This window comes from Streptomyces sp. NBC_00322 (assembly GCF_036147535.1).
Taxonomy (GTDB): domain Bacteria; phylum Actinomycetota; class Actinomycetes; order Streptomycetales; family Streptomycetaceae; genus Streptomyces.
In genome coordinates this window covers 5,985,875-6,009,345 of the sequence record NZ_CP108019.1, presented here as the reverse complement: position 1 = coordinate 6,009,345, position 23,471 = coordinate 5,985,875, and the positions used below count along the sequence as shown (strand labels likewise).

The window sequence follows — 23,471 nt, the reverse complement described above, 5'->3', positions numbered from 1 at the left end:
AAGCAAAGCCGACTCATCGACCATTGCACAAGTGTTCAACCAGGCCGCGTTCGGCGGGAGTTGAGCTTCCTTACGTATGAAATCGATCAATAATGGATCTTTCTGGATCAAGGACTTGATCGGGACAGAAGCCCCCGTGAGGGATCGAAAGCGGCGTCCACCACCGGCTGAACACGCATGAGTGCAGCTAGTTGTTTGCATTGCGTTTACCCAAAGTGCAGTACTTCCAAAGAACTTGGGGAATCTGCACAGTGTGAATAATCTGCGAGTCTCAGGCACCACGCGCATGCGCTCCAGAAAGGCGCCTCATGACAGACCCGCACACGACGGACACCAGAAGAAAACGCTCCATAGCGTTTCTTCTCGCCCTCGGACTGCCGCTGACGGCCGTCACCACGCTGGCCGTTCCTACCGCGGCAGCCGCCGCCGAAAGCGCGCCGCCGAAGGCGTCCGCCTCCGAGGTGGAGGCGTTCGATGTCGCCGCAAAGACCGGGCAACGCGTGGAGATCCTCGACCGGCGGGAGGAGACCGCGGAGGTCTTCGCCAATCCCGACGGCACCACCACGCGCCGCCAGTACTCAACACCGGTGTGGTCGCGCTACGAGGGCGTGTGGAAGAAGGCCGACGCCACGATCGTCCGGCACGGCGACGGCACGATCGGCCCCGCCTCACCGTCCTTCGGCATCACTTTCTCCGGCGGCGGAACACTCCCGTTGGCGACCCTGACCAAGGGCGACAAAAAGCTCGCACTGTCATGGCCAACGGCTCTGCCCGAGCCCGCTGTTGAGAAGAACACGGCCCTCTACCGGTCCGTGCTGCCCGGGGTCGACCTGAAGGTCATCGCGGAAGTCGACGGGTTCGCCGAGCACCTCATCGTCAACACACCTGAGGCAGCGGCCAATCCGGGCCTGAAGAGCATCAAACTGGGCATCACGGCCGACGGAGTCACCATCGACGACGACGCCTCCGACAACCTGATCGCCAAGGACGCCGCCGGTACCATCATCTTCAGCGCGCCCACGCCCAAGATGTGGGAGCAGCCCCCTGCGGAGGCTGCTCCCGCAGTAGCCAAGGCCAAGGTCTCGGCAAGTGCCGCGGAGACATCCGGGGAGGCCGAGCCGCCGCAGACTGCGCCGGTGGGGGCCGACATCACCGGCGGCACCCTGACTTTGACCCCGGACCCGGCCCTGCTGGCTTCAGCGGATCAGTTCCCGCTGGTAATCGACCCGCCGTTCACCGGCGGGTACCGTGAGAAGTGGGCGGTGGTGTATTCCGACACGCCCAGCGACGCTTACCCGAACGGATCCGGCTGGCACTCCGGCACCCCCACCGACGAGCCGCGGGTCGGCTACAACGGGACCGGAACCACACGGTCCTTCTTTGCCATGAACACCAACGGCCTGGAGCAGGCCGACATCCTCGACGCCACCTTCGCCGTCGTCGAGACGCACTCCTGGGGATGCTCCGCCTCCGAGGCCGGACCCACCGAACTGTGGGCCACCGACAGCATCACCACCACCCCTACCTGGAACAACAACGGCTCACTGTGGGCCTACAAGCTCGATGCGGACTCCTTCGCCCACGGCAACCCGACCTACTGCCCCGGCGACCAGGGTCACGACTTCAAAAGCACTGCCCTCACCGACTACGTCCGAAAGGCCGCCGACAACAGCTGGGGCACCCTCACCTTCGGTCTGCGGGCGGCGTCCGGCTACGAGAGCAACGTCAACAGCTTCAAGCGATTCAGGAATAGCCCGGCCCTGGAGGTGACCTACAACTACAAGCCGACGCTCTCTGCCGCCGCCGCCTTCGAGGGCGGCTGGAGTCCGGGTGGCGACGGCAATAAGCCGGTGCCGTGCGGCGACGTCATCGGCAACAGCGGACTGGCGCTGACAGCCAAGCTCTCCGACAAGGACGGCGGGACCATCACGCCGCAGTTCTCTGTCACCAACGCCAGCGGCGCTGCAGTGCCGGTGACCAATGGCGCCGCAGTGGCAAGTGGACGCACCGCCACCGGCACCGTTGCCGCGAAGAACCTTCCCAGCGGAGCGTACAAGTGGAAGGTACGCGCCAAGGACGGAGAAGGCACCTATAGCGCGTACACCACTGACTGCGCCTTCACCGTTGACCAGCAAGGCCCAATCGAGCCCGTCACGGTGACAACCGCAAACGGCACACCGGCTACCGACGCGACCTACCCGGCGCGCTCCGCATCGCAACTGACCGTCTACAACTCCGCCAACGACGTTGCCGGCTTCTGCTGGGCCATGGACCACTTCATCTCCGTCTCGAGCACACGCTGCTCCAACGGCACCTGGGTTCCCGTAGGCCCCGACAAACACACCGCCACTATCAACGCCATACCCACCGGCTATCCCAACAGCACCCTGTACGTCGTGGCCTTCGACCAAGCCGACAACCACTCCCCGCTCGACGGAGGAGCAGACGCGGTCACACTCAAGACCACCAAATCACCCTTCGTCTACGGTCCCGGGCAAGACCCAGGCAAGGGACTCGCCCGCGAGGACCGGCACGGCGACCTCACAGGAGACGGCCACAGCGACTTCGTCGCCACCGCCGACGACGGACGGCTGCTCCTGTACGCCGGAGACGGCACCGGCCAGGTAGCCACCGCCAGCAAGGTTGGGACCGCAGGCTGGAGCGGCGCACTCATCGCCCACGGCGGCGACTTCGCCAACTTCACCAGCCCCACACAGGCACCGGACGGGTACGAGGACTTCCTCGTCCGGCTCAGCGACGGCAAGCTCTACCTCTACCCCGGCAACGGCCGCGGCGAGCCCTGGGTATGGACCCGCCAGGAACTCGAGCACGCGGCCCTCAACAGCGGCCAGGACTGGACCCGTACGCGACAGATCATCACGCCCGGCGACATCGACAAGAACGAGACCGAAGGCCATGCCGGCGGCCGGGACATGATCACCATTGAGTGCACCACCGACGGATGCGCCGACGGGCAGCTGTGGCTCTACACCGGCAACACGGTCAGCGACGGCACCGCCAATCAGGCTGAGCCGTTCGACCTGATCAACCGGGTCAAGATCGGCACCAGCGGCTGGAAGGACTACACCAACCTTGCTGTCGGCGACCAGAACGGCGACGGCGTCAAGGACATCGTCGCCCGGGACCCGGCCACCGACAAGCTGTACCTCTACCCGGGCCAGGTGACGAATGGAGCGTTCTCTCTGGGCAGTCGCACCGAGTACGGATCCGGCTACTGGCGACCCGCGACCCGCCCGCACCTCACCTCACCCGGCAACGTCCAAGGCACGGTGAGCACTGCCACCTACACCGACCCGGACACTGGGGAACCTGTCACCTACCGCCAGTTCCAGCCCACGGCGGGCGAAGCCTATGGCGACCTGTGGGCCACCACCCCAGCCGACCCGAACTTCAGCGTCGGATACCTCGACGCTGCGGGGACCTGGAAAACCACCACCTGCGCCACTGGCTGCCTCCTGTTCTACCCCGGCGGGCCCACCACCCACCGACAACCCCGCCTGGCCGGCACCAGCAACTGGGACACCACCATCACCGGCATCTTCTAGGCCTGCGACGCGACACAGAAACTGCGGTCCTACTCCGAGACCGCTCAGGAATCGGACAGGACCTCTGAACGGGCGGTGAGGCACCCTGCCTCGCCGCCCCTCCTGGGTCCACGTCCGCAACCGGTCATCCTTTTCCAGGCACCAGCGAAGCGCCCACGCACAGCGGCCATTGCCCCTCAGTGTCCCGCCGGGACGCGTGCTCCCATCGTCACCTGCTGCGGCAGCATGTCTGCCGTCAACCTTCGTCACGAGGACATCCATGCGAACACGTCGTAGCCGCGTCGCGGCCATAGCAGCATCGTTCGGCACTCTCACTGCCGTGACGATCGGCACAGTCCTACCTGCCTCCGCTCAGGACTCCTACCGCTTCGAGATCCGGGACGTCGTCCTGCAACCCGGCGTCGTCTGGAAGGCCACTCCCCTGGCCACACAGGGCCAGGCGGACGGCACCATGGTCTACGCGTTCGCCACCAAACCGCTCACCGGCCCCGCCGGTGACGGGGCAGGGCTGCCTGAGGGACTCACCTTCGACGCGCCGGCGGACAGCGGATGCAAGCCCGCCGCCGGAGCAACCGCCGTATACCTGTGCCGTATTGTCGGCTCAGGCTTGTACAGCGGCCCAGCGGTCAACATCGCTGCCGATACTCCGGACCAGACCACGGGCTACTACGGCGCCGTTTACGCTCCAGTCGGCGCCGACCTGACTGAGGCGGTCCACGCGGCGCAGACCGCCGCCGCCACCCCCGCGGACAGCACCCACGGCGCAGCGACCTTCGCCATCAAGACCGCCGAACACGTCGCTCAGAACACGCTCACCTTCGATAGCCCCGACATCGCCGCCGGCACCGCCACCCCTCAGACCCTCCACGTCCACGCCGTCGACGCCGGCCAACTGCAGCTGTACTTCAGGCAGTCGCCAGGGCAGATCAGCTGGGGCGGCCACGACGTCGACATCCGCGTCACCTCCGTCACCTCTGGCGACACCGCCCAGTGCACCCACCGAGACGAGTCGCTCAGCGAGGGCATCGTCCTCATCACCTGCAACCTCACCCCCGGCGACAGCGACATCACCTACACCCTCACCACCGCGCCCGGCACCGAAAGCTGGAACATCACCGCGCTGTCCCGCTACCGCGTCTACAGCTACGGCAGTGACTACCGCACGGCTCAGTCGAACTTCGCCGTCCAGGGGGTGCCCGTGCGCGAGCGGTACCGGCTGCTCGGCCGCGACACCTCAGGCCGCCTCTTCCAGTACCTCGGCACCGGCAACGCCGCCACCCCCTTCCAAACGCGCTCCCTGATCGGCAGCGGGTGGCAGACCTACAACGCGCTCACCAAGCTCTCCCCGCTGGCTCTGGAAAAGAGCCAGGGTGACCTTGTCGCCCGCGACCACAACGGCGTCCTGTGGCACTACCGCGGTGTGCCCGGCGGCCCGTTCGCGTCCCGAGTACGCGTGGGCGCGGGCTGGAAGATCTACCCTCTCCTCACCGGTGCCGGTGACCTCACTACTGACGGCAAGCCAGATCTCCTCGCTCGCGACACCAGCGGAGTCCTTTGGCTCTACCGCGGCACCACCAGCCCCACCGCCCCGCTCGCCCCACGGACCCGGATCGGAAGCGGTTGGAACACCTACTCCATCCTCACCGGAACCGGCGACTTCACCGGCGACACCAAGCCCGACCTCCTCGCCCGGGACAAGGCCGGCCAGCTGTGGCTATACCGCGGCACGGGCAGCCCCACCGCCCCGTTCGCTCCACGCACCAGGATCGGCAGCGGCTGGAACACCTACAGCCAACTTGCCGCCACAGGCGACCTCACCGCCGACGGCAGGCCCGACATCGTTGCCCGCGATACCAGCGGAGTCCTGTGGCTCTACCGCGGCACCACCAGCCCCACCGCCCCGCTCGCCCCACGCACCAAGATCGGCAGCGGCTGGAACACCTACAACCACCTCATCTGAATCGATCCAGACCAACACGTCTGCAGCGAGGCAACTCGCTTCCCGCATGACAGCCGTCGACGAGACCGCAGCAGCTCTCGCCGGCTCCGCCCATACGGGCGGAGCCGGCCTGCCAGAAGTTTGCCGCGTCCCGTCGATGTGGGGCGCAGACCTGAATCGATCTCCTGGTGATTGCGTGCCGGGGGAAAGACCACCGTGCTCACCCAGCCACTGTGCGCCAAGGAGTTCGCGTCGGAGATGTCGCCCCTTACCCTCGCGGGCTGCCGCCACCGTGTTCTCCAGCGCGGCCCGTCCTTCGGGCCAGCCGCGCGTCTGCAGGCCTACGCGGATTGACTCAGAGCCGCTCAGCGGGGATGGCTTCAAGTCGCTTGCGCAACTACCGCCTCGTCCACGCCCGACGCCGGAGCGGGCTCAGCCAGCAGGAGGTAGGCGACTTGGCCGACGGCGAAATGGATCGGGGCGGCCTTTGTGCCGGCCTCACGCGTTGGACGCCGATCAGTTTGTCCTGCGATCTTGAACGGCCAGCGATTCCTCGCGTCCACACAGCGTCCACACATCACGTCGTACGGGGCTCGGGAGCAGGCCGGACCCGGCGGAACCGGTGCCTTCACAGCAGGTCACGCGCGCCTCCCTTGTCGAGGACATGTCGGAGACCGAAGCCCTGAGCAGCGGATTTTCCCCGTTGAGGCAGCGTCCTCGGCCCTGACCTGCGAGCAATCGCTTCCGCAGGTCAGAGCATTTTAGGGTGGGGCGGGTGGGACTCGAACCCACGGCCGACGGATTATGAGTCCGCTGCTCTAACCGGCTGAGCTACCGCCCCTAACGGCGCGTCGCGCACAAATGTGCGCGCCGTCTGCCGCAGCATAGCCGCTCATACGATCTCCTGCCTCGGATGGTCGGCAAGGCACAATCATGAGGACTGTGCTGCCCCCTGCCCGGTTCCAGAAGTCGTCGAACTCGCAGATGACACACGAAAAAGGACCCCCAAGGGGTCCTCTTCCGGTATCCGCTCCCCCGACTGGACTCGAACCAGTAACCCTCCGGTTAACAGCCGAATGCTCTGCCAATTGAGCTACAGGGGATCGCGCTCCCCCGACTGGACTCGAACCAGTAACCTGCCGGTTAACAGCCGGCTGCTCTGCCAATTGAGCTACAGGGGATTGCTGCGTATGCACCGGACGTACCTACCCCGGGCGTCCCGGGGGGCGTGTGCCCGCTGCGACACATACATTAGCGCAAGCAGGGGGGTGCTCCGCCAATCGGTATGGCCCCGGGTGATCACGGGCCACGACGGGTAGGCGGCCTGCACCGACGCAAGGGAAGGGTGGCAGCCATGCGGTACAAGCTGACGTTCGTCGCCGGACTGGCCCTCGGTTACGTGATCGGCACACGGGCCGGGCGCGAGCGCTACGAACAGCTGAAGAAGTCCGTGCGCCAGTTCTCCCAGAATCCCGCGGTGCGCAATGCCGTGGAGTCCGCCGCGCAGAACGGACGCCAGGTGACGGGCAAGGCCTTCCACGCGGTGAGCGACAAGGTCGGGGACCGGGTGCCCGACTCGGTGGCCGAGCGGGTGCGGTCCCTCCGGGAGCGGACCGCGAACGGCGAGGACGACTGGGGAAGCAGCAACACGTGACGCCGACACTCCTCATGTGCGGCAGAATCTTGTGTCATGGGGATAGTCGCCGGCTTGGACAGTTCGTCTGCATTCACGCGCATCGTCGTCTGTGACGCGGACACGGGTGCTGTGCTGCGCCAGGGGTACGCACCGCACCCCGCCGAGGCGAAAGCCACCGAGATCGATCCGCAGGCCTGGCTGCTCTCGCTCGGCGACGCGGCGGCCGGCGGGCTGCTCGAAGGCGTGCAGGCCATCGGCGTCTCCGCCCAGCAGCACGGACTGGTGCCGCTGGACGCGCAGGGCAATCTCGTACGCCCCGCGCTGCTCGGCAACGACAAGCGGGCGCAGGTCGCCGCGGCGGATCTGATCGACGCGCTCGGCGGGCGGCAGGCCTGGGCCGAGGCCGTCGGCTCGGTACCGCAGGCCGCGCAGCCGGTGTCGAAGCTGCGCTGGATGGCACGCGCAGAGCCCGATACGGCGCGGCGCGTCGCGGCTGTCATGCAGCCGCACGACTGGCTGGTGTGGCAGCTGCTGGGCCGTCCGGGCCGCAGGACCACGGACCGCGGCGGCGCTTCCGGTACCGGTTTCTGGTCGGCGGGCACCGGCTCCTACCGGACCGATCTGGTCGAGCTGGCGCTCGGGCACCAGGTCGCGCTGCCCGAGGTGCTCGGCCCGGCCGAGGCCGCGGGGACGACGCCCGAGGGGCTGCTGATCTCCGCCGGGACCGGCGAGACGATGGCGGCGGCGTTCGGGCTCGGCGTCGGGATCGGCGACGCGGTGGTGTCGCTGGGGGCCTCGGGTTCGGTGATGACCGTGCACCACGAGGCGCTGGCTGATCCGAGCGGGATGATTACGTCGTTCGCCGACGCGACCGGGATGCACCTGCCGGTGGTGCACACGCTCAATGCCGTACGGGCACTGCGCGGTACGGCCGAACTGCTGGGGCTCGGCGAGCTCCAGGAGCTGTCCGCGCTGGCGATGAAGTCGACGCCCGGTTCGTCGGGGCTTGTGCTGCTGCCGTATCTGGAGGGCGAGCGCACTCCGCAACTGCCGCACACCGCGGGGACGCTGAGCGGCCTGCGCCGCGAGTCGATGAAGCCCGAGCATCTGGCGCGGGCCGCCTTCGAGGGCATGCTCTGCTCGCTCGCGGACGCCCTGGATGTGCTGCGCGGGCGCGGGGTCGAGGTGCGCAGGGTCTTTCTGCTGGGTGCGGCGGCCGAGCTGCCCGCCGTGCAGGCCGCGGCGCCCGCGATCTTCGGGGCGCAGGTCGTCGTACCGCAGCCCGCCGACTACGCGGCGCTCGGCGCGGCCCGGCAGGCGGCCTGGGCGCTCGGGGTCTCGCAGGGCACGCTGTCGCCGGCCGCTCCCCCGGCCTGGCAGGGCGCGGCCGCCCAGATTTTCGAGCCCGGCGACGAGCTGGCGGTGGGTCAGGCGGTACGCCGGCAGTACGGCGCGACGCGGGAACAGATCCACCCCGGGGCGTTCAACCCGACATCTTGACCCCGCCTTGAATAAACCCTTGGGGTTCCGCGGGTGGAGTGTCGCAAGATGGGGGTGACTCCCACATCTTGCCGACTCCGAGAGACAGCGTGTGCTGATACGACTACTGCGGACGCATTTGGGTCCGTACAGACAACCGATCACCCTCCTTGTGGTGCTGCAGCTGCTGCAGACCAGCGCCACCCTTTATCTGCCGACCCTGAACGCCGACATCATTGACAACGGTGTTGTGAGGGGGGACACGGGCTACATCCTGCGGCTCGGCGCGCTCATGATCGCGGTGAGCATCGTCCAGGTGCTCTGCAACATCGGAGCTGTCTATATCGGCGCGCAGACCGCCGCCGCGCTCGGGCGTGACGTCCGGGCCGCTGTCTTCGACCGGGTGCAGAGCTTCTCCGCGCGGGAGGTCGGCCGCTTCGGGGCACCCTCTCTGATCACCCGTACGACCAATGACGTCCAGCAGGTGCAGATGCTGGTCCTGATGGCGTTCACGCTGATGGTGTCGGCGCCGATCATGTGCGTCGGCGGCATCATCATGGCGCTGGGCCAGGATGTGCCGCTGTCGGCGGTCCTGCTCGCGGTGGTGCCGGTGCTGGGTATCGCCGTCTCGCTGATCGTCAAGAAGATGCGCCCGCTGTTCCGGACCATGCAGGAGCGTCTGGACACGGTGAACCGGGTGCTGCGGGAGCAGATCACCGGCAACCGCGTCATCCGCGCCTTCGTACGCGACGAGTACGAGGCCGGGCGCTTCCGCGGCGCCAACAACGAGCTGACCGATGTGTCCCTGTCCACCGGCCGGCTGATGGCGCTGATGTTCCCGACCGTGATGACGGTCGTGAACGTGTCGTCCATCGCCGTCGTCTGGTTCGGCGCACACCGGGTCGACAGCGGCGCGATCCAGATCGGCGCCCTGACCGCGTTCCTCGCGTATCTGATGCAGATCGTGATGGCCGTGATGATGGCCACCTTCATGTTCATGATGGTGCCGCGCGCCGAGGTCTGTGCCGAGCGGATCGAGGAGGTGCTGGACACTCGCTCGAGTGTGATCCCGCCGATCAAGGCCGTACGGGAGCTGCGCAGTCACGGGCATCTGGAGGTGCGGGACGTGGAGTTCCGCTATCCGGGTGCCGAGGAGTCGGTGCTGCGCGATGTCACCCTGCTGGCGCGGCCCGGCGAGACCACCGCGATCATCGGGTCGACGGGCAGCGGAAAGTCGACGCTGCTCGGGCTCGTACCGCGGCTGTTCGACGCGACGGACGGGGAGGTGCTCGTCGACGGCGTGGATGTGCGTGACCTCGATCCGGCGCTGATGGCGAAGACGGTGGGGCTCGTGCCCCAGAGGCCGTATCTCTTCTCCGGGACCGTTGCCACCAATCTGCGCTACGGGAAGCCCGACGCGAGTGACGAGGAACTGTGGCAGGCGCTGGAAGTGGCGCAGGCGGCCGACTTCGTACGAGAACTCGAAGGCGGGCTGAACGCGCCGATAGCGCAGGGCGGCACCAATGTCTCCGGCGGCCAGCGCCAGCGCCTCGCGATCGCGCGGACCCTGGTGCAGCGTCCGGAGATCTACCTCTTCGACGACTCCTTCTCGGCCCTGGACTACGCCACGGACGCGGCGCTGCGAGGCGCGCTCGCCCGGGAGACCTCCGAGGCGACGGTCGTGATAGTCGCGCAGCGGGTGTCCACCATCCGTGACGCCGACCGCATCGTGGTCCTGGACGAGGGGCAGGTCGTGGGGACCGGAAGCCATCACGAGCTGATGGAGAGCAATGAGACCTACCGAGAGATCGTGCTCTCGCAGCTGACGGAGGCTGAGGCCGCATGAGCGGGCCGGGCGGACGGATGATGATGGGCCCCGTCGAGCGGTCCATGGACTTCAAGGGTTCGGGCAAACGGCTGCTGCGGCAGCTCGCGCCGGAGCGTATGACGCTGTGGGTGATGCTCGCGGCGGCTGTGCTGAGCGTCGCGTTCAACGTGGTCGGCCCGTGGATTCTGGGCCGGGCGACCGACCTGGTCTTCGCCGGGGTCGTCGGCCGTGAGATGGACGCGGGGACCAGCAAGGAACAGGCGATCGACGGCCTGCGCGACAAGGGCCAGGGCGGGCTCGCGGACCTGCTGTCCGGCGTGGACTTCACGCCCGGCGACGGCATCGACTTCACCGCCGTCGGCCATGTGCTGCTGACGGCGCTCGCGGTGTACGTGGCCGCCGGTCTGCTGATGCTGGTGGCGACCCGGCTGTCGATCCGGGTGATCAACCGGACCCTGTACCGGATGCGCGAGGACGTACAGGCGAAGCTGTCGCGGCTGCCGCTGTCGTACTTCGACCGGGCCAAGCGCGGCGAGGTGCTCAGCCGGGCGACGAACGACATCGACAACATCTCGCAGACCCTGCAACAGACGATGGGCCAGCTGATCAACTCGCTGCTGACCATCGTTGGCGTGCTGGCGATGATGTGCTGGATCTCGCCGCTGCTCGCGCTGGTGGCACTGGTGACGGTGCCGGTGTCGGTCGTCGTCGCGACGAGGGTCGGCAAGCGGTCGCAGCCGCACTTCGTGCAGCAGTGGAAGACCACGGGCAAGCTCAACGCCCATATCGAGGAGATGTACACCGGTCATGCGCTGGTGAAGGTCTTCGGGCGGCAGGACGAGTCCGCCAGGGACTTCGCCGAGCAGAACGAGGCGCTGTACGAGGCGGGATTCAAGGCGCAGTTCAACAGCGGGGTCATGCAGCCGCTGATGTTCTTCGTCTCGAACCTCAACTATGTGCTGGTGGCCGTGGTCGGCGGGCTGCGGGTCGCCTCCGGCGCGCTGTCGATCGGCGACGTGCAGGCGTTCATCCAGTACTCCCGGCAGTTCTCGATGCCGCTGACGCAGGTCGCCTCGATGGCGAACCTCGTGCAGTCGGGCGTCGCGTCCGCCGAGCGGATCTTCGAACTCCTCGACGCGGAGGAGCAGGAGGCGGACGCGCCGTCCGCCGAGCGGCCCGAACACCCGCAGGGCCGGGTTTCCCTGGAGAAGGTCGCCTTCCGCTACGACCCGGACAAGCCGCTCATCGAGGATCTGTCGCTGAGCGTGGAGCCGGGTCACACGGTCGCGATCGTCGGCCCGACGGGCGCGGGCAAGACGACCCTGGTGAACCTGCTGATGCGGTTCTACGAGGTCACCGGCGGCCGGATCAGCCTCGACGGGGTCGACGTCGCCAAGATGTCCCGCGAGGAACTGCGGTCCCAGATTGGGATGGTGCTCCAGGACACATGGCTGTTCGGCGGCACGATCGCGGACAATATCGCGTACGGAGCCTCCCGTGAGGTGACCCGCGAGGAGATCGAGGAGGCGGCGCGCGCCGCGCACGCCGACCGGTTCATCCGTACGCTGCCCGACGGCTACGACACCGTGATCGACGACGAGGGCTCGGGCGTGAGCGCGGGCGAGAAGCAGCTGATCACCATCGCTCGGGCGTTCCTGTCCGACCCGGTGATCCTGGTGCTCGACGAGGCGACCAGCTCGGTGGACACCCGTACGGAGGTGCTCATCCAGAAGGCGATGGCGCGTCTCGCCCACGGCCGCACGAGCTTCGTCATCGCGCACCGGCTCTCCACGATCAGGGACGCGGACGTGATCCTGGTGATGGAGAGCGGGGCGATCGTCGAACAGGGCACGCATGAGGAGCTGTTGGCGGCGCAGGGGGCGTATGCGCGGCTGTACGCGGCGCAGTTCGCCCAGGCGGTGGTGGAGGTGGAGTAGGGGGGCGGGGGTGCGGGGGCGCCTGCGGCGGGCTTCACCCCACCCCGCCCCGTCCCGAACTGGGGCTCCGCCCCACGTATGCGACCTTCGGCCGCACGTCCTCAAACGCCGGACGGGCTGGATGTGCGGCCCCGCGCCCCTCAGTCCAGGTAGCCCCGCAGCTGGTCCGCGAACGCGTGGTCCCGGAGTTTGTTGAGCGTCTTGGACTCGATCTGGCGGATGCGCTCCCGCGTCACGCCGAAGATCCGGCCGATCTCCTCGAGCGTCCGCGGCCTCCCGTCCACCAGCCCGTACCGCAGCTGCACGACCTTCCGCTCGCGTTCGCCGAGCGTGGAGAGCACCGCCTCCAGGTGCTCCCGCAGCAGCAGGAAGGCCGCCGACTCGACGGGAGACGCCGCGTCGCCGTCCTCGATGAGGTCGCCGAGTGCCACGTCGTCCTCCTCGCCCACCGGTGCGTGCAGCGAGACCGGCTCCTGGGCGAGCCGCAGCACCTCGCTGATCCGCTCGGGCGACAGGTCCAGCTGGACGGCCACCTCTTCGGAGGTGGGTTCGTAGCCACGTTCCTGGAGCATCCGGCGCTGGACCCGGACGACCCGGTTGATCAGTTCGACGACGTGGACCGGGACCCTGATGGTGCGTGCCTGGTCCGCGAGGGCCCGGGACATGGCCTGGCGGATCCACCAGGTCGCGTACGTCGAGAACTTGTAGCCGCGGGCGTAGTCGAACTTCTCCACCGCCCTGATCAGGCCCAGGTTTCCCTCCTGGACGAGATCGAGCATGGTCAGTCCGCGGCCGACGTACCGCTTGGCGACGGAGACGACGAGCCGCAGGTTGGCCTCGATCAGCCGGCGCTTGGCCATCCGGCCCATGACGACCAACTTGTCGAGGTCGACGGCCAGTTGGGAGTCGTCGATGTCGGGGGTGTTGGCGAGCCTCTCCTCGGCGAACAGACCGGCTTCGACGCGGCGCGCCAGCTCCACCTCCTCGACGGCCGTGAGCAGCGGAATCCTGCCGATCTCCCGCAGATACTGCCGGAACAGGTCGGAGGAGGGCCCGCCGCTGTCGACGCGGCCGGCCCGGGGCTCCGGAGGCTCGGGCACATCCACTGTTTCCTCGACGACGGTCTCCGGGGCCGCTTGGGGCACGGCCTCGGGGTGATGTACGGCCCGGCTCTGCGCGGGGACCTGCGCGGAAACGGCCGCGACAGCATCGGTCTCGGTCAGGGTCTGGGTCTGCACGGGGGCGACCTCCAGGTGATCGCTGCCGGGTCGGGGGTGTGCGGCAGCGGGACGTGGGCGGCCGGGCCGCTTTCCGTCCCGTACACGATGAGCGGATCCGCGGGAGTGAGAGGCCCACCGTGGGTGGACCGGCCGCGCTCCGAGGACTCAGGCACCGCACCCCAGTGTGGGGTACGACACACAGCCGCCACGAGGGGCTTGCGAGCACTTTTTGAGTCCCGTGCGTGACCGGGCGGTTACCGGAGGAGGGGCTGCCAGGGCTCTAGAGGGCGTCCGCGCCCTGGTTGCGCAGGGACTGGGCGTACTGCTGGAGGACCCAGAGTTCGTTCTGCACGGCCGTGTGGTGCTCGGGGTCGGCGTGCTGGCCGAGGCGGGCGAGGGTGCCCTGGACCTCGCGGATGCGGCGGTCGACCGCCCGCAGGCGGACCTGGACGAGCTGGACTCCGGCGTAGCTCTCGTCGACCACCCGCGCATGGACGGCTTCGACGGCGAGCTCGGTGACCAGGGCGCGCACCGTGTCGTTCGGGGCGGTGTCGCGGACGCGGGCGAGGTAGTCGGGGGTGTCCTCGGTGCCCGGTTCGGCTCCGCCGGCCTCGGCGATGGTCTGGCGGACGGCGGCATAGGGCGGGGCGGTGAACTCGTCGATGCCGTACGCGTCGAAGGCCGGGGAGACCAGGGCCGGGTGCTGGAGCGCGAGCTTGAGCAGTTCGCGCTCGGTGCGGTGGGCGGGGCTGCGGAGGTTCAGCGCGGGGCCCGCAGGGGTCCGCGGGGCGCTCTGGGTCTCGTACGGCTGGGGGGTGCGGGACTGGGTCGCCGGGCCGCGTCCGCCGCGGTCGCGGGCCCAGCGCGCGAGTTGAGCGACCCGCTTGACCACGAACTGGGTGTCGAGGATGCCGAGGATGCCGGCGAGCTGCACCGCCGACTCGTGCTGGATGGCGATGTTCTTGATGCCCGCGACGATCGGCGCGGCCTCGTCGAGCGCGGCGGCGCGGCCCGCGGGCGTCTCCAGATTGTGGCGCTGGACGCTGTGACGGATCGCGAACTCGAAGAGCGGCGTGCGCGTTTCGACCAATTTCTGGACCGCGTCGTCGCCCTCGGCGAGGCGCAGCTCGCAGGGGTCCATGCCGCCCGGAGTGATCGCGATCGAGGTCTCGGCGGCGAACTTCTGGTCGTCCTCGAAGGCCCGCAGCGCCGCCTTCTGGCCGGCCGCGTCGCCGTCGAAGGTGAAGATCACCTCCGCGGTGGCGTTGTCCATCAGCAGCCGGCGCAGGATCTTGATGTGGTCGCCGCCGAAGGCGGTTCCGCAGGTGGCGATCGCGGTGGTGACCCCGGCCAGATGGCAGGCCATGACGTCGGTGTAGCCCTCGACGACCACGGCCCGGCTGGTCTTGGCGATCTCCTTCTTCGCGAGATCGATGCCGTAGAGCATCTGCGACTTCTTGTAGATGCCCGTCTCGGGGGTGTTGAGGTACTTCGGCCCGTTGTCGCTCTCGTACAGCTTGCGCGCTCCGAAGCCGACGACATCGCCCGAGATGTCGCGGATCGGCCACATCAGCCGCCCGCGGAAACGGTCGATGGGCCCTCGGCGGCCGTCCTGGGAGAGGCCGGAGAGGATCAGCTCCTTGTCACTGAACCCCTTGCCGCGCAGAAAGCGGGTGAGGTGGTCCCAGCCCTGCGGGCTGTAGCCCACGCTGAAGTGCTGGGCCGCGGCCTGGTCGAAGCCGCGCTCGGCGAGGAACTTACGGCCCGTCTCGGCCTCGGGGCCGTTCTCCAGCTGCTCGATGTAGAACTGCGCGGCGGCCTTGTGCGCCTCGACCAGACGGATGCGCTCGCCCCGCTGGTGGGTCGGGTTGTACCCGCCCTCCTCGTAGCGCAGGGTGATGCCCGCCGTCGCGGCGAGGCGCTCGACCGTCTCGGAGAAGGAGAGATGGTCGATCTTCATCACGAAGGCGATGGTGTCGCCGCCTTCCTGGCAGCCGAAGCAGTGGAAGAGACCCTTGCTCGGGCTGACCTGGAAGGAGGGGGACTTCTCGTCGTGGAAGGGGCAGAGCCCCTTCAGATTGCCGCCGCCCGCGTTGCGCAGCTGGAGGTACTCCGAAACGACGGCGTCGATCGGGACCGCGTCCCGGACCGCCTTCACGTCGTCATCGTTGATCCTGCCTGCCACACGCGGAAGTCTACGGTGGCGCGGTGACACTCCTGTCAGCTGTTGAGGGAAGTGAGCGGTACGGAAGGGTCGGCGAGGGCGTCCGGGTCCACCGGAGCACCGGAGCGGATCAGCTGCTGGATGGGGTCGGTGACGTCCCACACGTTCACGTTCATCCCGGCGATCACCCGGTGGTCCTTCGTCCAGAAGGCGATGAACTGCCGCTTCCCCGCGTCGCCCCGCAGCACCACCGCGTCGTACGAACCGGGCGGCGCCCAGCCCGAATACTCCAGGCCGAGGTCGTACTGGTCGGAGAAGAAGTACGGGATGCGGTCGTAGGAGACCTCCTTGCCGAGCATCGCGCGCGCTGCCGCCGGACCGCCGTTGAGGGCGTTCGCCCAGTGCTCGACGCGCAGCCGGGACCCCAGGAGCGGGTGGTGGGCAGCCGCGACGTCGCCCGCCGCGTAGATGTCGGGGTCGGAGGTGCGCAGGCTCGCGTCGACGGCGACGCCCCCGCCGTGCCCACGGTCCGCCATCGCGAGACCGGCCGTCTCGGCCAGAGCGGTGCGCGGCGCGGCCCCGATCGCCGCGAGGACGGCGTGCGCGGGGTGCTCGTCGCCGTCGTCGGTACGGGCCGCGAGCACCATGCCGTCCTGCCCGGTGATCTCGGTGAGACGGGCGCCGAAGTGGAAGCGGACGCCGTGCTCCCGGTGGAGCTCGGTGAACATCTGGCCCAGCTCGGGGCCGATGACCCGCTGCAGCGGGGTTGCCTCCGGTTCGACGATCATGACCTCGGCGCCGTAGCCACGGGCGGCCGAGGCGACCTCCAGGCCGATCCAGCCCGCGCCCGCGATGAGCAACTGGCCGTTGTCGCGGCCGAGCGCGGTGAGCGCCCGGCGCAGCCGGTCGGCGTGGGCGAGGCGGCGCAGATGGTGGACGCCGGCCAGCTCGGTGCCGGGAATGTCGAGCCTGCGCGGCTCGGCGCCGGTGGCCAGCAGCAGCTTGTCGTAGTGCAGGACGGTGCCCTCGCCCAGCCGTACGGTCTTGGCGTCACGGTCGATGGCGACAACGGTCTGGCCCAGGTGCAGTTCGACATCGGCCTGCGCGTACCAGGCGGGTTCATGGACGAAGACGCTGTCGCGTTCCTCCTTGCCCGACAGATAGCCCTTGGAGAGCGGCGGGCGTTCGTAGGGGTGGTCGCGTTCGTCACCGATGAGGATCACTCGTCCGGTGAACCCTTCGGCGCGGAGGGTCTCGGCGGCCTTGGCTCCGGCCAGCCCACCGCCGACGATGACGAATGTCCGATGTGCATCGACCACTTGATGCCTCCTCTTTGCTTCTACGCTGCCAAGCCTTCAGCGAGCGTCCCGCACGGAGCGTTATGGCGGAAGAGGGAGTGACCCCTGGGCGTGTCATCGTGGACCCGCCCAGGCGGCTCTCCCGGCTGCTCAGCGGCGTGTCGTGAGTTGGGCGTGCAGGGTGCGGGCCGAGGCGTCCGTGAGCGAGGCCAGCTGGTCGACGATCACCCGCTTGCGCGCGCGGTCGTCGGGTGCGGCGTCGAACAAGGCGCGGAACTGCGGGTCGAGACTCTCGGGTGCGCGGGCCGTGAGCGCCTCGGCCAGTTCCGCCAGCACGATGCGCTGGTCGGCGCGGAGTGCCTCCTGTTCGGCGCGCTGCATCACATAGCGGTCGGCGACGGCCTTGAGTACTGCGCATTCGTTGCGAGTGGCGGGCGGGACGACCAGTTCGGCGGCGTACCGGGTGAGCCGGCCCGAGCCGTACGCCTCACGGGTCGCACCCTCCGCGGCCAGGCAGAACCGGCCGATGAGCTGGCTCGTGGCGTCCTTGAGCCGGGCCTGCGCGACCGCGGATCCGTCGTAGTGGTGCGGCCACCACTCCTGGTCGACGAGCCGGTCCAGGGCCTCGGCCAGCTCCTGCGGATCGGTGTCCTCGGGGACGTACCGGCCGATCGCGACCCGGAAGATGTCGCTGCGCTCGGGTTCGGCGAGCAGGAGGTTGGGGTCGACATGGCCGGCGTGCAGTCCGTCCTCGAAGTCGTGCACCGAATACGCCACGTCGTCGGACCAGTCCATGACCTGGGCCTCGAAGCACTTCCCGTACGCGGGCGCTCCCTCGCGGGCCCATTCGAAGACCGGCAGGTCGTCCTCGTAGACGCCGAACTTCATCGAGTCGGGGTCGGTGGGGTGTCCGCCCCGCGGCCAGGGGTATTTGGTGGCGGCGTCCAGGGCGGCGCGGGTGAGATTGAGGCCGACGCTGACGAGATCGCCGTACGCGTCGTGGACGAAGCGCTTGGGCTCGATACGGGTCAGCAGGCGCAGTGACTGGGCGTTGCCCTCGAAGCCGCCGCAGTCCTTGGCGAAGTCGTTGAGCGCCTGTTCACCGTTGTGCCCGAAGGGCGGGTGGCCCATGTCGTGGGCGAGGCAGGAGGCCTCGACGAGATCGGGGTCGCAGCCGAGTGCGGCGCCGAGTTCGCGTCCGACCTGGGCGCACTCCAGGGAGTGGGTGAGTCGGGTGCGTGGGCTGGCGTCCCAGGCCTGATTGCGCGTGCCGGGCGTCACCACCTGGGTCTTCCCGGCGAGCCTGCGCAGCGCGGAGGAGTGCAGCACGCGCGCGCGGTCGCGTTGGAAGGCGGTGCGGCCGGGGCGCTTGTCCGGTTCGGGGGCGAAGCGGTCGGTGGCTGCCTCGTCGTACGCGTCGTGTCCGTTGGGTCCGGGGGGTCCGTCGGGTCCTGATGAGGTGGTGCTGGTGGTGCCTGCCATGCACCGAAGGTAACCGGAGCGGGTCGCGGACGGGCGACCGAGCGGGTTACGCGGTGGCGAGTTCGCGCCGCGAAGTGGCGTACGTCGGGGTGCTCAGGGCCTCGTCGTAGCGCTGTAGCAGCAGCCGGGCCAGGGCCGGGTGCGCGCCGAGCGGGGCGGCGGCGATCCAGGGCGTCGCGTCGGCACTGGCGGTGGCGAACTGGCCGGGGCAGGCGAAGTAGGAGGCGACGGCGATGCGGTGGCGGCCGCGTGCGGTGAGCGCGCGGACGGCCGCGGGCACGGTCGGCGCGACGGCCGAGGCGTACGCGGGAACGACCGGCACTCCGCCGAGGCGCTCGCTGAGCAGGTCCGCCGTGCGGCGGGTGTCCGACGCGGAGTCGGGGTCGCGCGATCCGGCGGCGGCCAGGACCACTCCGGCGCTGCGGCTGGTGCCGTCCTCGGGCCGCCAGCCCGCGTCCGCGAGGCGGGAGCAGAGCGCCTCGACGAGGAGGGGGTGCGGGCCGAGCGGGGCGGCGATACGGATGTCCGCGGCCGGCAGCGCCGCGGCGGCCTTCGGCAGATCGTGCTTGACATGGTGGCCGCGGCCGAGCAGCAGAGGGACGAGGACGGCCCGGGTGCCCTGCGCACGCCGCTCGGCGTGCAGCGCGGCGAGGGTGTCGGGCAGCAGCGGCTCGTTCAGCTCGATGTGGCCGAGGCGGACGTCGAGACTGGGGCGCAGCTCACGGACCAGATCGAGGAGCGCGGTGGCGGTGCGCAGGGCGCGCGGGTCGCGGCTGCCGTGGGCGACGGCGACGAGGGTGGGCCGTTCGGTCGGTGGCATACGCCTGCGGGTTCCGTTCCGTGTGACGTGGCTGAGTTGGGTGCCCAGCTGGTCAGTGATGCGCGAGAGCAGCTGCGCGGTGGTGTCCAGGGGCGTCGTGTCGAGCGGCCCGGCGCTGAGAGGCATGGCGCCGAGTGGGTTTGCGTCGAGGGGCAGGGACTCGCGAGGGTGTGCCGACTCCGTCATGAACTGATCCTGACGTGCCGAGATTGCGGGGTCGTTGCGTGAGGGTGACGGGTGTTTTCCACGGGCTCACCGATTGCCCGGCGGCGTTGTCAGACCCCTCACCCACTGTGATCGACATCGGAGCCCGAGCGTCGGGCGGCGTGGCTGCCGGCCGCCTGGTCGGCACCGGACCGAAGCGATCCGGACCGAACCGATCCGGCCCGAACAGCGTCTGACCAGGTGTGAAGCGACCAAGACTCAGATTGCCCCGCACCCGGCGCGCCCAGCGGCGGATCGTGCAGACGGTCATGCTCGGGTGCGTGTTCGCGCTCGCGCCCGCGACCTGGATGCATGCCGTCGCCGACAGCCGGGTCCGCACCGTCGCGGAGGTCCCCGCGCAGGATGTCGCCGTCGTCTTCGGGGCCGGGCTGTGGAAGGGCCGTCCCACGCCCTATCTCGCGCACCGTCTGGACGCCGCCGCCGAGCTGTACCGGGCGGGCAAGGTCAAGGTCGTACTGGTCACTGGCGACAACAGCCGCGTGGAGTACGACGAGCCGGACGCGATGCGCGCGTATCTCACCGCCCGCGGCGTGCCGGACAAGCAGATCGTCAGCGACTACGCCGGGTTCGACACCTGGGACTCCTGCGTACGCGCCAAGAAGATCTTCGGGGTCGACCGAGCGGTTCTGGTGACCCAGGGCTTCCACATCCGGCGGGCCGTCGCGCTCTGCCGGGCCGCCGGGGTCGAGTCGTACGGCGTCGGGGTCGCCGAGCCGCATGATGCGACCTGGCTGTACGGCGGGACGCGCGAGATGTTCGCGGCGGGCAAGGCGGCCCTGGACGCCGCGTTCACGCCGGATCCGCGGTTCCTGGGGGCCCGGGAACCGGGTGTGAAGCAGGCGCTGGCCGCGGCGGCGAAGTGACGCCCTCGACGACGCTTGCGATGACACCCCCGGCGAACCCCGCGATGACACGCGCCTACGCATGCGTGCCGCAGACTCGCGTCGGCATCCGCGGCGCGCGACAGTGAGGCGTATGGAAAACGACGTAGCCACCCTGCTCAGCCGTCACGCCGAAGCACTCGCGTTCTTCACGGACCGCGTGCACGCCGTACGGGCCGATCAGTGGGACGATCCGACGCCCTGCACCGAGTGGTCCGTACGCGATCTCGTCAACCATCTCACCGCGGAACAATTGTGGGTGCCCGCCCTGGTGACCGACGGGCTGGGCGCCGGGGACGTGGGCGACGCCTACGACGGGGACGTCCTCGGCAGAAAGCCGAAGACCAGCTGGGACACCGCCGCACGCGCCGCGCGCAAGGCCTTCGCGGCGCCGGGCGCGCTCGAGCGGACCGTACAGCTGTCGTACGGGGAGGCACCCGCGGTCGCGTACTGCGCACAGATGGTCATGGACGCCGTCGTGCACGCCTGGGATCTGTCGCGGGCGATCGGCGCGCCGGAGCGGCTGCCGGACGCGCTGGTCCTCTTCGCGCTCGACGAGGTCACGCCGTACGCCGCGGAGCTGGCGAAGTCAGGTCTCTTCGCGCCTCCGATCGAGCCACCGCCGGGCGACAGCCACCAGACCAGGCTGCTGGCGCTGCTCGGCCGCCGCGCGTGAGGAGCGTCGCCCGTGCCTCACGGGGTGGCGGGGCGCAGGCGGAGCCCGTCGTACCCCGACCGTAATCCGGGGCGCCCGCCCACGTAACACGGGCGACCCAACCTGGGCGTATGCCCGACGCCACCGCCACGACCGCCCTGACCGCCCCCATCACGCCGACCCACTGTCCCTACTGCGCCCTGCAGTGCGGCATGAGCCTGCGCGGCGAGGCGGAAGCGGTCGAGATCGTGGAACGGCCGGACTTCCCCGTGAACCGGGGCGCCCTGTGCGGCAAGGGCCGCACCGCGCCCGCGCTGCTCTCCTCCCGGGTGCGCCTGACCGAGCCCCTGGTCCGTCGCCCCGCCACAGGCAGGCTCGAGCCGGCCACCTGGGAGGAGGCCCTGCGCACGGTCGCGGCGGGACTGCGGCGTACGCGGACGGTGTACGGCCCCGACGCGGTCGGCGTCTTCGGCGGCGGGGGGCTCACCAATGAGAAGGCGTACACCCTCGGGAAGTTCGCGCGGGTCGTGCTCGGCACCTCGCAGATCGACTACAACGGGCGTTTTTGCATGTCGTCGGCCGCCGCCGCGCATCAGCGGGCGTTCGGTCTGGACCGCGGGCTGCCGTTCCCGCTGGAGGACATTCCGCGCACCGGGTGCGTGATCCTGGTCGGCTCGAACCTCGCCGAGACGATGCCGCCGGCGCTGCGCTATCTGACCGAACTGCGGGAGAACGGCGGCACGTTGATCGTCGTCGACCCGCGCCGTACGCGGACGGCGGAGCAGGCCGATCTGCACCTCGCGCCCCGGCCCGGGACGGATCTGGCGCTCGCGCTGGGGCTGCTGCATGTGGCGGTGGCGGAGGGGCGTACGGACGAGGATTTCATCGCGGAGCGTACGAGCGGCTGGGAGGAGGCCAGGGCGGCGGCGATGGCGCACTGGCCCGAGCTGGTCGAGCGGATCACGGGCGTGGGTGTTCCCCAACTGCGGGACGCCGTACGGATGTTCTGCGACGCCGAGTCCGGGATGGTGCTGACGGCGCGCGGGCCCGAGCAGCAGTCCAAGGGCACGGACACGGTCAGCGCCTGGATCAACCTGTGTCTGGCGACGGGCCGGGCGGGGCGGCCGCTGTCCGGCTACGGCTGCCTGACGGGCCAGGGCAACGGGCAGGGCGGCCGCGAACACGGCCAGAAGGCCGACCAGTTGCCGGGCTATCGCAAACTGGACGACCCCGCGGCGCGGGCCCATGTCGCCCGGGTATGGGGTGTGGAGCCCGACACACTCCCGGGCCCGGGGCGCAGTGCGTACGAACTCCTCGACGCGCTCGGCGGGGACATCAAGTCGCTGCTGCTGATGGGCTCGAACCCGGTGGTGTCGGCGCCGCGCGCCGGGCATGTGGAGGAGCGGCTGCGCTCGCTGGACTTCCTCGCGGTCGCGGACGTGGTGCTGTCCGAGACGGCGGCGCTGGCGGACGTGGTGCTGCCGGTCACCCAGTGGGCGGAGGAGTCGGGCACGACGACCAACCTGGAGGGCCGGGTCCTGCTGCGCCGCCGTGCGGTCTCGCCACCGCCGGGAGTACGGAGCGACCTGGAGGTCCTGGGCGGCCTGGCGTCCCTGCTGGGCCATGAGAAGGGCTTCCCGTCGTCCCCGGAGGAGGTCTTCGAGGAACTGCGCAGGGCGTCGGCGGGCGGCCCGGCGGACTACTCGGGCATCACGTACCGGAGGATCGCGGAGGAGAATGGGGTCTTCTGGCCCTGCCCGGCACAGGACGCGGCCCCGGATACCGGCCCGCACCCCGGTAGCCGGCCCGCCGGTAGCCCGCACCCCGGTACGCCGCGCCTCTTCCTCGATCGGTTCGCAACGGACGACGGGCGCGCCCGGTTCATCGCCGTCGCGCATCGTGCCGCCGCCGAGGAGACCGACGAGGCGTATCCCGTCCTGCTCACCACCGGCCGCGTCGTCTCGCAGTATCAGTCCGGGGCGCAGACCCGGCGGGTCGACGAGCTCAACGCCGCCGCCCCGGGGCCCTTCGTCGAGCTGCACCCGCTGCTCGCCGAACGGCTGGGGGCCGTCGAGGGCGAGCCACTCGCCGTCGTGTCCCGGCGCGGGCGGGCCGTCGGGCCCGCGCGGATCACCACCGGGATACGGGACGACACCGTCTTCATGCCGTTCCACTGGCCCGGCGAGGGCCGGGTCAACTCGGTGACGAATCCGGCGCTCGACCCGACCTCGCGGATGCCCGAGTTCAAGGTGTGCGCGGTCCGGGTGGAGCGGGTCGCGGCCGGGGAGCTGTAGGGCCAGGGCGTGTTTGAGAAGTAGCGCCGTCCGCCCGCGGGGCAGGC

Annotated in this window: 13 protein-coding genes, 3 tRNA genes and 1 pseudogene; 9 read left to right on the top strand and 8 right to left on the bottom strand. The window is 69.6% G+C overall.

Translation table 11 applies throughout. The features are described 5' to 3' along the window. The first annotated feature begins 308 nt into the window (after nucleotides 1–308). The gene (locus tag OG905_RS27430) at nucleotides 309–3,566 is read left to right on the top strand and encodes a hypothetical protein (RefSeq protein ID WP_328677963.1); all 3,258 of its coding nucleotides are present in this window, start codon (nucleotides 309–311) and stop codon (nucleotides 3,564–3,566) included. A gap of 319 nt (nucleotides 3,567–3,885) precedes the next feature. After that, a complete protein-coding gene (locus OG905_RS27425) occupies nucleotides 3,886–5,526 on the top strand; it encodes an FG-GAP repeat domain-containing protein (protein ID WP_328677961.1) in 1,641 nt (546 codons plus the stop codon). Between the two features lie 746 nt (nucleotides 5,527–6,272). Here OG905_RS27425 and OG905_RS27420 read toward each other — a convergent pair. From OG905_RS27420 to OG905_RS27410, 3 genes are all read right to left on the bottom strand, one after another. Continuing rightward, nucleotides 6,273–6,346 (bottom strand) — tRNA-Ile (locus tag OG905_RS27420). 189 nt (nucleotides 6,347–6,535) lie between these two features. After that, nucleotides 6,536–6,608: transfer RNA gene (locus OG905_RS27415), tRNA-Asn, on the bottom strand. Between the two features lie 5 nt (nucleotides 6,609–6,613). After that, nucleotides 6,614–6,686 (bottom strand) — tRNA-Asn (locus OG905_RS27410). A gap of 173 nt (nucleotides 6,687–6,859) precedes the next feature. On the opposite strand from OG905_RS27410, the gene OG905_RS27405 reads away from it, so the two are divergent. From OG905_RS27405 to OG905_RS27390, 4 genes are all read left to right on the top strand, one after another. Beyond that, the gene (locus OG905_RS27405) at nucleotides 6,860–7,159 is read left to right on the top strand and encodes a YtxH domain-containing protein (RefSeq protein ID WP_328677959.1); all 300 of its coding nucleotides are present in this window, start codon (nucleotides 6,860–6,862) and stop codon (nucleotides 7,157–7,159) included. A 36-nt stretch (nucleotides 7,160–7,195) separates the two neighbouring features. Next, the gene (locus tag OG905_RS27400) at nucleotides 7,196–8,641 is read left to right on the top strand and encodes an FGGY family carbohydrate kinase (protein ID WP_328677958.1); all 1,446 of its coding nucleotides are present in this window, start codon (nucleotides 7,196–7,198) and stop codon (nucleotides 8,639–8,641) included. Nucleotides 8,642–8,732: 91 nt separating this feature from the next. Further along, complete coding sequence (locus OG905_RS27395) at nucleotides 8,733–10,466, top strand: ABC transporter ATP-binding protein (RefSeq protein WP_328677955.1); 1,734 nt, start codon at nucleotides 8,733–8,735, stop codon at nucleotides 10,464–10,466. Further along, complete coding sequence (locus tag OG905_RS27390) at nucleotides 10,463–12,385, top strand: ABC transporter ATP-binding protein (protein ID WP_328677953.1); 1,923 nt, start codon at nucleotides 10,463–10,465, stop codon at nucleotides 12,383–12,385. The genes OG905_RS27395 and OG905_RS27390 overlap by 4 nt, the downstream gene beginning before the upstream one ends. A gap of 140 nt (nucleotides 12,386–12,525) precedes the next feature. On the opposite strand, the pseudogene OG905_RS27385 reads toward OG905_RS27390, so the two are convergent. From OG905_RS27385 to OG905_RS27365, 5 genes and pseudogenes are all read right to left on the bottom strand, one after another. Then, nucleotides 12,526–13,707, bottom strand: a pseudogene (locus tag OG905_RS27385) (RNA polymerase sigma factor); the annotation flags it as partial. 178 nt (nucleotides 13,708–13,885) lie between these two features. Continuing rightward, on the bottom strand, nucleotides 13,886–15,790 hold the full coding sequence (gene dnaG / locus OG905_RS27380) for a DNA primase (protein WP_328677952.1): 1,905 nt from the start codon (nucleotides 15,788–15,790) through the stop codon (nucleotides 13,886–13,888). Between the two features lie 35 nt (nucleotides 15,791–15,825). Continuing rightward, nucleotides 15,826–17,088 carry an NAD(P)/FAD-dependent oxidoreductase gene (locus OG905_RS27375; RefSeq protein ID WP_328677951.1) on the bottom strand — a complete coding sequence of 421 codons (1,263 nt, stop codon included), beginning with the start codon at nucleotides 17,086–17,088 and terminating at the stop codon, nucleotides 15,826–15,828. Nucleotides 17,089–17,217: 129 nt separating this feature from the next. Next, the gene (locus OG905_RS27370; protein WP_328677949.1) at nucleotides 17,218–18,549 is read right to left on the bottom strand and encodes a deoxyguanosinetriphosphate triphosphohydrolase; all 1,332 of its coding nucleotides are present in this window, start codon (nucleotides 18,547–18,549) and stop codon (nucleotides 17,218–17,220) included. Between the two features lie 46 nt (nucleotides 18,550–18,595). Continuing rightward, nucleotides 18,596–19,495, bottom strand: a complete 900-nt coding sequence (locus OG905_RS27365; RefSeq protein WP_328682644.1) for a sirohydrochlorin chelatase — start codon at nucleotides 19,493–19,495, stop codon at nucleotides 18,596–18,598. A 347-nt stretch (nucleotides 19,496–19,842) separates the two neighbouring features. On the opposite strand from OG905_RS27365, the gene OG905_RS27360 reads away from it, so the two are divergent. From OG905_RS27360 to OG905_RS27350, 3 genes are all read left to right on the top strand, one after another. Then, complete coding sequence (locus OG905_RS27360; protein ID WP_443044088.1) at nucleotides 19,843–20,457, top strand: SanA/YdcF family protein; 615 nt, start codon at nucleotides 19,843–19,845, stop codon at nucleotides 20,455–20,457. A 112-nt stretch (nucleotides 20,458–20,569) separates the two neighbouring features. Further along, on the top strand, nucleotides 20,570–21,151 hold the full coding sequence (locus OG905_RS27355; RefSeq protein WP_328677947.1) for a TIGR03086 family metal-binding protein: 582 nt from the start codon (nucleotides 20,570–20,572) through the stop codon (nucleotides 21,149–21,151). 110 nt (nucleotides 21,152–21,261) lie between these two features. Next, a complete protein-coding gene (locus tag OG905_RS27350; RefSeq protein WP_328677946.1) occupies nucleotides 21,262–23,424 on the top strand; it encodes a molybdopterin oxidoreductase family protein in 2,163 nt (720 codons plus the stop codon). Nucleotides 23,425–23,471: the final 47 nt, after the last annotated feature.